The organism is Nocardioides pelophilus (assembly GCF_014180685.1).
Classification (GTDB): Bacteria; Actinomycetota; Actinomycetes; order Propionibacteriales; family Nocardioidaceae; genus Nocardioides; species Nocardioides pelophilus.
Window position 1 is genome coordinate 1 of sequence record NZ_JACEHF010000291.1, and the last position, 1,994, is coordinate 1,994.

At 75.5% G+C, this 1,994-nt stretch carries 2 protein-coding genes; both read right to left on the reverse strand.

Going from position 1 to position 1,994, the window contains the following annotated elements; genetic code table 11:
* A partial coding sequence (locus H0488_RS23050) for an ATP-binding protein (protein ID WP_220794920.1) occupies positions 1 to 1,076 on the reverse strand: 1,076 nt, incomplete at its 3' end.
* Entirely contained in the window at positions 1,031 to 1,921 is an 891-nt protein-coding gene (locus H0488_RS25340; RefSeq protein ID WP_446685645.1) for an ATP-binding protein, read from the reverse strand. The genes H0488_RS25340 and H0488_RS23050, both read right to left, overlap by 46 nt.
* Between the last annotated feature and the right edge of the window lie 73 nt (positions 1,922 to 1,994).

A 1,994-nucleotide genomic window follows, 5' to 3' on the forward strand; every position in this document is an offset into this window, starting at 1 on the left:
TAGGCGCCGATCGCGGCGCCGGCGTCGCCGACGTGGCCGGCCGCTTCGATCTCGATGCCGGCCGAGAAGACGGCGACGCCGCCCTCGTCGGACCAGACCTTGCGCAGTCGCTTGAGCTGGCCGCTGACGTCCTCGCCCCTAGCCGAGAGGATCGCGAGCCGGGTCGCCTCGATGATCGCCCGCGGGATCAACGGGCCGCCCTCGTCGTCGGCGATCTGCAGCAGGTCGAGCGCGGCGTCCCACTGGCCCTGGGCGTAACGCACCCAGCCCAGCTGCCACCGCGCCTCGATGGAGTAGGGAGCCCAGGGCAGGCCGGCCGCGGCGCCGCGGTCGACGGCGGCGGCGAACCAGCGGGCGGCCTGGTCCCACTCCGCCGCCTCCTGGTGGGAGCGGCCGATGAGGGAGAGCGCCCGGAGCTCGGCCGAGACCGCACCGGCGTCGACCGCCCGGGTGACGGCGTCCTGGAGCGCCGCCCGCACGGCGTCGCTGTCGGTGCCGTCGCCGCGCTTGAACCGCAGGCTGCTCAGGGTGGTGACGATCTCCGAGGCGAGCACCGGCATCGCCAGCCGCTCAGCGAGGGCGAGCGCTTCGGTGGCGGAGTTCTCGGCCTCCTCGAGCTGGTGCTCACCGGCGAGGACCCGGGCGTGGATGGCGAGCACCTTGGCGCGCAGCGGACTCTCGCCCTCCGGGGCCAGGGCGAGGGCCTGCTCGGCGACCTCGAGCGGGTCGATGGTCGTCTCGATGATGCAGAGGGCCAGCGCGTAGTTGCTGAGCAGCCGGGCGCGCGCGGCGGCAGGGGCGTCGGCGGGGAGGCGGTCGATGTGCTCGGCGAGCAGGCTCGCCGAGCGCTGGCTGTCGCCCGCCGCGCTGTGGGCGTCGGCCGCCTTGACCACGATCTTCGTGACGTCGATCCCGAGCCGCTCGGCGCGCTCGGGGTCCTCCAGCAGCTCGAGCGCGTGCTCGTAGTGCCGGGCGGCCTCGTCGGGGCCACCGACGGAGACGGCCTCGTCGCCGGCCTCGATGCCGGCGGTCACCGCGCGGTCGAAGTCCATCGCGCGCCGCGCGTGGCGCGCCATCTCGGCGGCGGTGCCGCGCCCCGCGCCGGCGGCGAGGGCGGCGACGTACTGGCCGTGCAGCCGGACCCGCTNGCGGCGACGTACTGGCCGTGCAGCCGGACCCGCTCGCCGGGCAGCAGGTCGTCGTAGACGGCTTCGCCGAGGAGGGCGTGGCGGAAGGAGTAGGTCTTGGTGCCGGCGACGAGGACGTTCATCTCGACGGCCTGCCGGATGCCGGCGTCGAGGTCGGCGGCCGGCAGCTCGGCGGCGGCCTCGAGCAGGCTGTGGGTGACCTTGCGGCCGGCGACGCTGGCGATCCGGACCACCTGGCGGGCCTCGTCGGAGAGGCGGTCGAGCCGGACCAGGAGCAGGTCGGCGAGGTCGTCGGGCACCCAGGCACCGGCGCCGGACGCGACCAGCTCCTCGACGAAGAACGCGTTGCCCTCGGCGCGGCCGATGATCCCCGCCAGCTCGCTCTCCGCCAGCCGTCCGGGCGCCAGCTCGGCGATCAGCTCACGCACTGCGTCGTCGGGCAGCGGTGAGAGAGCGAGTCGGTCGACCGGCTGCAGCCGGGACCACTCGGCGACCTGGCGGCGCAGGGGGTGGCGGCGGTGCAGGTCGTCGGAGCGGTAGGACACGACGAGCGAGACCGGGTGGGTGAACGACCGGGTGAAGAGGAAGCCGAGCAGGTCGCGGGTGGACTGGTCGGCCCAGTGGGTGTCCTCGATGACGACCAGCACCGGCGCGTCCTCGGCGGCGGTGTCGAGCAGGGCGTGGACGGCCTGGAACAGCTCGCCCCGGTCGGCGCTGGGCTCGACCTCGCTCGGGCCCTCCGGCGTCGACCGGACCCGGCGGCCCGGCTGCAACCGGCCGATCGCGGGGTGCGCGGCGGAGATCCGGGCGACGACCTCGGGCAGCTCGGCGGCGGACCGGCCGGGC